Annotated in this window: 11 protein-coding genes; 3 read left to right on the top strand and 8 right to left on the bottom strand. The window is 57.7% G+C overall.

The features are described 5' to 3' along the window. Positions 1–234: 234 nt before the first annotated feature. From PHF39_RS13350 to PHF39_RS13335, 4 genes are all read right to left on the bottom strand, one after another. The gene (locus PHF39_RS13350; RefSeq protein WP_300224941.1) at positions 235–645 is read right to left on the bottom strand and encodes a hypothetical protein; all 411 of its coding nucleotides are present in this window, start codon (positions 643–645) and stop codon (positions 235–237) included. Positions 646–785: 140 nt separating this feature from the next. Continuing rightward, the gene (locus tag PHF39_RS13345) at positions 786–935 is read right to left on the bottom strand and encodes a hypothetical protein (RefSeq protein WP_300224939.1); all 150 of its coding nucleotides are present in this window, start codon (positions 933–935) and stop codon (positions 786–788) included. 156 nt (positions 936–1,091) lie between these two features. After that, positions 1,092–1,712 (bottom strand): archaellin/type IV pilin N-terminal domain-containing protein, encoded by a 621-nt coding sequence (locus PHF39_RS13340; protein WP_300224936.1) that lies wholly within the window; start codon positions 1,710–1,712, stop codon positions 1,092–1,094. Positions 1,713–2,004: 292 nt separating this feature from the next. After that, positions 2,005–2,487: a metallophosphoesterase gene (locus PHF39_RS13335; RefSeq protein WP_300224933.1), complete on the bottom strand. Its 483-nt coding sequence runs from the start codon at positions 2,485–2,487 to the stop codon at positions 2,005–2,007. A gap of 141 nt (positions 2,488–2,628) precedes the next feature. On the opposite strand from PHF39_RS13335, the gene PHF39_RS13330 reads away from it, so the two are divergent. Further along, complete coding sequence (locus PHF39_RS13330; RefSeq protein ID WP_300224931.1) at positions 2,629–2,976, top strand: hypothetical protein; 348 nt, start codon at positions 2,629–2,631, stop codon at positions 2,974–2,976. Between the two features lie 75 nt (positions 2,977–3,051). Then, positions 3,052–3,438 carry a VOC family protein gene (locus PHF39_RS13325; RefSeq protein WP_300224929.1) on the top strand — a complete coding sequence of 129 codons (387 nt, stop codon included), beginning with the start codon at positions 3,052–3,054 and terminating at the stop codon, positions 3,436–3,438. A gap of 38 nt (positions 3,439–3,476) precedes the next feature. Here the strand turns inward: PHF39_RS13325 and PHF39_RS13320 are convergent, their stop codons facing one another. The 4 genes from PHF39_RS13320 to PHF39_RS13305 are packed head-to-tail and all read right to left on the bottom strand — an operon-like array spanning position 3,477 to position 6,472. Next, positions 3,477–4,655 carry an ATP-binding cassette domain-containing protein gene (locus PHF39_RS13320; RefSeq protein ID WP_300224927.1) on the bottom strand — a complete coding sequence of 393 codons (1,179 nt, stop codon included), beginning with the start codon at positions 4,653–4,655 and terminating at the stop codon, positions 3,477–3,479. A 9-nt stretch (positions 4,656–4,664) separates the two neighbouring features. After that, a complete protein-coding gene (gene cbiQ / locus PHF39_RS13315) occupies positions 4,665–5,453 on the bottom strand; it encodes a cobalt ECF transporter T component CbiQ (protein WP_300224925.1) in 789 nt (262 codons plus the stop codon). 3 nt (positions 5,454–5,456) lie between these two features. Next, positions 5,457–5,780, bottom strand: a complete 324-nt coding sequence (locus PHF39_RS13310; RefSeq protein ID WP_300224922.1) for an energy-coupling factor ABC transporter substrate-binding protein — start codon at positions 5,778–5,780, stop codon at positions 5,457–5,459. Further along, positions 5,780–6,472, bottom strand: a complete 693-nt coding sequence (locus PHF39_RS13305; RefSeq protein ID WP_300224920.1) for an energy-coupling factor ABC transporter permease — start codon at positions 6,470–6,472, stop codon at positions 5,780–5,782. Before PHF39_RS13305 ends, PHF39_RS13310 begins: the two co-directional genes overlap by 1 nt. Positions 6,473–6,640: 168 nt before the next feature. Here PHF39_RS13305 and PHF39_RS13300 point away from each other — a divergent pair. Then, positions 6,641–7,491: aminotransferase class I/II-fold pyridoxal phosphate-dependent enzyme (locus PHF39_RS13300; protein ID WP_300224917.1), on the top strand; the 851-nt coding region annotated here is incomplete at its 3' end.

Raw genomic sequence — 7,491 nt, 5'->3', positions numbered from 1 at the left:
AAGAACACCGGGTTTGGCCTTGCCATCTCCCGCGAGATCCTCGACATCACGGGCATCACGATCCGGGAGACAGGACAGGCGGGAAATGGCGCACGGTTCGAGATCGCCGTGCCCTCCGGAAAGCACCGCACCCCGGAATAACGTTATTTCGTAACGTTCATCCGGAAATAGAGGATATTCCTTAGGGGGGGGCCCGGCCGCGGGGTCGGCACAACACGGAGATACTTGACACACTTACGCCCGGTGGCGTGGTGATGCCCCGCCCCGGGTGCGTCTCCGGAGGACCCGGCGGGTGCTCCGGTACTCGAGCATCGCGAGCCGCTGCTCGATCCTGGAGAGGACATAGATGTGCAGGAAGAGCACTGCGAGCACGACTGCCCAGAGGAGCCACGAGGCGATGGCCGATGCGATCGCAGCAACGATGACCCCGCAGGCAAGGAGCAGGGTGGCCTTCTGGTTCTCCGTCTGCGGTGAAGTCATGTCAATGCAGTAGAACGCGATGGCAAAGATCGAGACGATGACCGCCATGGTGAGGCCGACAACGAACAGCATCGTGACAAAGGAAAAGAGGATGATGAGGGCGTATATAATCGTCAGAGCAATGGTATACTTGCGCCTCATGGCCATATCGTAAATATTTTCCATGATATATTCTCCATTGAATGATACTTTATTCTCCCGGGTATTAAAATCACGGGATCTGTTTCTTTTTGCCTGAATCAGTACTGATGGCTGCCAACAGCGTCTCTCCCGCTCCCGCATCCCCCGCATTGACAGATGATGACCTACAACCCTGCCTTCCCGATACCGGGCCGGTGCGTGTGCCCGTGGATGAGCAGTAAGAGGCTCCTGCACAGGGCAAACGTCCTCACCATGACACGGTCGTTGCAGTGAAGGGCGGTTCCAACATACTCCCTCCTCCGGTCTCGGACCAAACCCACCTTCTCACTATCTTCGCCCGAGGTAAAACGACCCTCCTGCAATCGCCCGGCAGCCCCCATAATCGTGCAATTTCATGCTGGATGAGGAGGTATAAGCTATACTATTCTGGCTCAAGGCAGGGAGTATGTCGGAAGAAAAAATGTGAGAGATTAATGAATTGCCTGAACCCTTGTGAACGCGCCGGGCAGAGTTCGTGAAAGGGGAACAACGGCACCAACCGATGGCTGCAGGTTGATGGTTCCTTTGGTATTCAGCGTAGCTGACGGGGGCATACCGATGGAGAGGATCCAGATCTCGTTGGGCTCGAGCAGGTTGTTCGGCGATTCGGGGTTCAAATCATTGAATTTCGCAGACACACACCATCTCATATCTTCCACCGTGACAGCATTGATAAGCACATCTTCACAGGAATTAATGTCGGTGTTGGTGGCAATGCTGGGATTCCTGCCGCCATTGCTGTCGGAGCATGATATGACCATCTGGGTAAGATCCATTGAAGTGCTACCGGCAGTAAGGGCAACCGAGGTATTGATGTAGGAAGCCCGTGTCGGATTATCCCCCTCTGCTATCGCCATGATATCTCCGACAATCTCAAGGCTCGAACTTGCCTGGACAACACCGCTATGCACGGTCTCCTGTGCTGTCTGGGTGGTGTAGAATCCAGCACCCAGCAATACATACGAGAACACCGCGGCAACAACGACAAATGCAATCAGGACGATAGCTGCTTCAAGGCCGGTGAACGCATTATCTGCAGAAAATTGTTTCATCCTTCTCATCTTCTTTAGTAAAGACAAGTGATGTTTAGAATGCAGGGTACCCTAAAGGTTTGCCTCAGTTGATCGGATTTATATATAAATATAACTGAACGAGAAAAATCTCATAGTATCAGAATCTCTAAAAAAACCTTTGAAATGGCCACAGTTTTTCTGCTCTCCACAGTTTTTTAAATACTTTTGGAAGACCTTGCTGGTGCGCGTACAACAGAATATCGGAACAAAGAAAAACGAAAGAATCGTGATGACCAAGCTAAATCCGCGGGTATGAACAGGCCCGGGATTCTTACAACTCCACGATCTCTGCGTCGCGCTTTTCCGTGTCCACGATCGCAACCGTGCTCTTGCCGGTCAGGTGCCCGTAGACTTCACCGGGATTGACGATGAGCAGGGAGCCGGCCCTCCGGACTTCGGGCTTGTGCGTATGACCGTACACGAGCAGGTCGAGGTTCCCGCACGCAGCAAGCGTCTCGAACAGGACGCGGTCGTTGCCGTGCAGGAGGCCGATCCGCATCCCGCCTGCCTCAAACCTCGCGAATGTCCCGGCAATGGTAAGGCCCGGCACGGCCGAGAACTTCTCGGTTATTAGCACACGGTCGCCATCATTGTTGCCAAAAACACCGGTGAGCGGCGATTTGAGTTCCCGGAGCGGCTCCCGCATGAACGGGGAGACAAAATCGCCGGCATGCAGCACGTGCCCCACACCTTCACGGTTGAACAGGGCAACGGCACGCTTTGTCTGTTCGATCTCATCGTGAGTATCAGACATAATCCCTATCAGCACAACATCCACCACGGTTCAATTTTGCAGGCTGAATGATAATCGTTTTCCAGGGCGCTGTGTCCGGGGGTCTTCCGGCGTCGCAAGGTTGATATCCTTACGACCGATAGTATCCCGCGAGGGATCTGCATGCGGTCGGAATTCGGGTGGGTCGAGATCGGGGGCATCCGCTACGAACACGACATCATCATCCATACCGATGGTTCGATATCAAAGCGAAAGAAGAAACTCTCAAAGCCCTGGGCAAGCGAGTTCGGGCACACGCCGCTCTCTGCCGAGGAACTTGCGTTCCTGGACGAAGAGGTTCCGGATGTTGTGTACATCGGCACCGGCCAGTACGGCGACCTTCCGGTGACCCCGAATGCTGCAAACCTGCTCGCGGAGTTCGAACACGTTGTCAGGCCCGTGCCGGATGTCATCCCGCTGATCGAAAAGGAGCGGCGGAAGTATGCTGCTGTCCTGCACGTGACATGCTGAGAAGAATTAACAGGCAGACCGGGCCCATTGGTACCATCCCAACAGTAAAATACATTTTCCGGAATATTACACTTCATGCCAAACATTGCCTATTCCGAGATCCCGGCCGACAATGTCGACCGCGCAAAGCACTTCTACAAAAACCTCCTCGGCTGGAAGATCGACCCGATCAAAACCCCGACGATGGACAAAAAAAGCATGGAGGCGATCCAGTACAACGAGATCACGCTCGGCGACCCAATGCTCGGGACCATCAACATGGGCGGGCTGTACAAACGGCAGGGAGACGAGACCATCAAGAATTACGTGATGGTCGAAGACATTGACAAGGTTGTCGCGAAGGTCGAAAAACTCGGCGGGAAGATCATCATGCCAAAATTCATGATCAAGGGAGTCGGGCTCGTTGCGGTCCTCCAGGACACCGAGGGGAACGGCTTCGGGGTCTGGACGCCGAAGATGTGAACAGGCCAGTCCCGCTTCCCCTCTCCTTTTCTTTCCCTTCAGGATTGCCGACCCGGATTTTCCAAGAGGACAACAGCTATCGCATTCCCGCTCTCCTTCCCGTACGCCTCCACACGATCCGACACCCGGCCCACCATACTCCCGTTCGTAAGGATGAGCGAGTCCTTCCCCCGCAGGGCCCGGAGGATGCACTTGTCGATAACCCCATAGGTGAACTCGAGCGCCACCTGTTCCGTTGCAGCGCACTGCTTGGCCCGCGTCCCCATGGCGCCAACTGCGATGCCGGGCCGGGCCTGCACCCAGAGTGGGATGGTTTCAGCCCCGATGGTGTCCACGTTGCAGACCGTGATCGTGCCCGGCGCCGGGTGGCAGCAGGAGCCATGCGCCTGGCTCCCGATGATGCGGACCATGTCAAGCACGCTCCGGGGCTTCCGGTCGGGAATGGAAAAACCACGCTTCTCCAGTTCTGCCGAGAGTTCGAGCAGGGTCGGGACCGAGAGATGGGCCATTCGGACGAACCGGGTGTTACCAAACGCCACGTCCGGAACATCCTCCTTGATGATCCGCCCATCCGCGAGCAGGATAGCCCGGTCGGCCCACGGGTACGCGAGCTCGACATCGTGGGTGGAGATGACGATGGTCTTGCCCTCATGGTTCAGCTCGTCGAGGAGTTCCATCAGGTCCTCGGAGCCGGAGGGGTCGAGGCCGCTTGTCGGTTCGTCAAAGACGAGCACATCAGGGTCCATCGCGAGCACGCCCGCAATCGCGACCCGCTTCTTCTCCCCGCCCGAGAGCTGATGGGGCGGGCGGCGCTCGAAGCCGGCAAGGCCTACATGCCGGAGGGCGGTCGTGACGGACTCCCTCACCTCTGCTTCGGAATACCCGAGGTTTGTCGGCCCGAACGCAACGTCCTGGTACACGGTCGGGGCGATGATCTGCCGGTCCGGGTTCTGGAGCACGAATCCCACCTTCCGCCGGAGTTCACGGAGCGATGCCCGGCCGTACTCCATTGGCTTGTTGTCAAAGAGCATCGTCCCCGAATCGGGGCGGATCATGCCATTGAACATCTGGAGGAGCGTGGACTTGCCCGCCCCGTTCGGTCCCACGAGCGCGATCTTCTCGCCCCGGCGGAAGTGGAAACTGATCCCCTTGATCGCCTCCTCTCCCCGCGGGTAGCGGTACCGGATATCCCGTGCTTCAAGGACAATGCTGCTCATGGTTCTCTCCTACAGTAAGGTCATGCCCTGCGATGCAACGACGGCGACCGATGCCGCGACAAGGAACAGGGCAAGGGCACAGAGCGGCCGGAGTTCCACCGGGCGGTTCTCACCGAGGAGCGCAAACTTCCCGTCATAGCACCGTGCGTCCATGGCCCGCACAAGGTCGTCGCCCGCATCCCAGCTCGCGATGAACGCCGAGCCGCAGAGCATCGAGAAGGTGTGGACCGACTCCTTCCAGCCCGAGTACCCGAGGCGCATCACCTGCGCATGGTAGACCTGCCGTACCTGGTCCAAAAGGAAGAAGATAGTCCGGTAGATGATCATCGCAAGGTCGATGACAAAGTCCGGGACGCGGACCTTCCGCATGACCACAAAGAGGTCGGTCATGGGCGTTGTCAGCGCAATGAAGAGGAGGGCGGACATCCCCCCGATCACCCGGCAGAGCACGAAAAACCCGTAATTGATGCTCTCGCGGGTTATGGAGAGCGAGAGGAACGGCAGCGGGTCCCAGCTCCAGAACACGTGCTCCCCGCCCGAGATGAGGACGATGACTGCCACGCTCATCAGGGCAAACCAGAGCGGGACAAGGAAGAACTCCGCGTAGGTTCGCAGGTCAATGCGGGCAAGGACGAGGACAGCCGCTGAGAGAAGGAGGGCGATGAAGAGCGGGGCCGCGTATCCCGTAGAGAGGAGGCAGAGGACGATAGCGGAGAGCCCTGCCGCAAGCTTGAGCCAGGTGCTCGTTTCGCGCAGGCCGTTTCTCTGCGCCACGTCCTCCAGAAGCTCCTCAAACATAGTTTACTGGTTCACCTTTGCATCACTCAAACCTTTCCGCTGGCCGAGCCAGTACCCGAAGACCCCGCCCACGAAGATTCCTCCGATAGCAGCCTGGAGGGCGAAGAGGCAGGACTCGATCTCACCGCTTGGCGGTTCCCATTGGGGGATGAGCGGCGTGAAGCTCTCCACGTCTTTCCCTGAGAACTCCGCGATCAGGCCCGATCCCACGTTGTCGGAACCGGCGAACTCAGCGCCGGTCATGGTCGAGCTGGTGTAGAGGAAGACTGCACAGAAACCAAGGATCGCAACGACCGCAAGGATCTCGAGGGTGTAATTCTTTGCCATTATGCTTCACCCCGTGCAGCCGTGATCTGTGCTTCAGAGAATATCTTCATCCGGATGAGGATGTCGGGCTTCAAAGCAACGATGTACTTGAAGACGAGGGCAAGCACGATACCTTCGACAATCGCGAGCGGTAACTGCGTGACCGCAAAGATCGCCATGAACATGACAAACGAGCTTGCAAACCCGCCAACTTCCGCAGGATAGGCAAGCGCCAGTTCAAGCGAGGTGGTCACGTAGGTGAACATGTCTGCAAGCGCCGTTGCCAAAAATACCGTCAGGAAAATGTTCACGGACGTGTCCTTCAGCAGCCGGTAGACTGCATACCCGACCAGCGGTCCGACAATTCCCATGGAAACGATGTTCGCCCCCAATACAGAGAGGCCGCCGTGGGCGAGGAAGAGGCTCTGGAAGAGGAGGACAATGGCGCAGATGACCGATGTGATCCACGGGCCAAAACAGATGGCGGAGAGGCCGGTGCCGGTCGGGTGCGAGCAGCTGCCCGTGACGGACGGGAGTTTCAGGGACGAGAGGACGAAGATGAACCCGCCCGTCACCCCCAACAGGGGCAGCGCCTCGCGGTCTGCGTTGATAACTTTCCTGAGCTGCCAGATACCGAGCATCAGGCAGGGGAGGGCAATAAGCCACCAGACAACGCACCACTGCCAGGGTAAGAATCCTTCCATGATGTGCATGATGATACAGGATCAATTTTACTTGCATTAAGTAAATAAAACTTGCTTAATTGGTGCACCACCCCTCATAAACGGCACTGCGCAAGGGGCTTTCCTGGTGCATCGTGAGCGGGGCGGAGGATGCCGGATCCTCTCATTATATTTTCCGGGCGTTCCAACCGGATCGGCATGCAGGACAAGAGAGCCGGAACGGGGAAGGGCAAGGCCCCTTTCTTTGCCACCCACCCGTCCCGGGCCGACACCTTCACCGAGTCCGTGATCCGGGAGATGACCCGGCTCGCCCTGAAACACAACGCGATCAACCTTGCGCAGGGATTCCCCGACTTTCCCTGCCCTCCCGAACTGAAGACCGCTGCCTGCGAAGCGGTGAAGGACGACATCAACCAGTATGCCATCACCTGGGGCGCAAAAGACCTCCGTGAAGCACTCGCAACGCGGGTGAAGACGTTCAACCGGATGACCTTCAACCCCGAGACAGAGATCACGGTCACCTGCGGGTCAACCGAGGCGATGATGGCCTCGATGCTTGCCATCATCCAGCCGGGCGATGAGGTGGTCGTGCCGGAACCGTTCTACGAGAACTATGGCCCGGATGCCCAGATCTCGGGCGCTGCCCCGCGCTATGTCCCCCTTGCAGACGACCTTTCCATTGACGAAGAGAAGTGGAAGGCCGCGTTTTCGAAGAAGACCCGGGCCATCATCATCAACACGCCCAACAATCCCACCGGCAAGGTCTTCTCAAAAGAGGAGCTCTCGTTCATCGCCGACCTCTGCATCGAGCACAACGTGGTTGCCATCACGGACGAGATCTACGAGCATATCGTGTACGACGGGCATAAGCACATCTCGATCGGCTCGCTCCCCGGCATGGAGGACCGGACGATCACCATCAGCAGTTTCTCGAAGACCTACAGCGTGACCGGCTGGCGGGTCGGTTATGCCCTTGCCGATGCCGCGCTCACGGACCGGATCCGGAAGATCCACGATTTCCTGACCGTCGGCGCCCCCGCTCCCCTCCA

Origin of the sequence: Methanoregula sp. (assembly GCF_028712425.1) — an archaeon.
Lineage (GTDB): Archaea > Halobacteriota > Methanomicrobia > Methanomicrobiales > Methanospirillaceae > Methanoregula.
The sequence above is the reverse complement of the archived record's forward strand: the minus strand, read 5'-3'. Positions and strand labels throughout refer to the sequence as shown.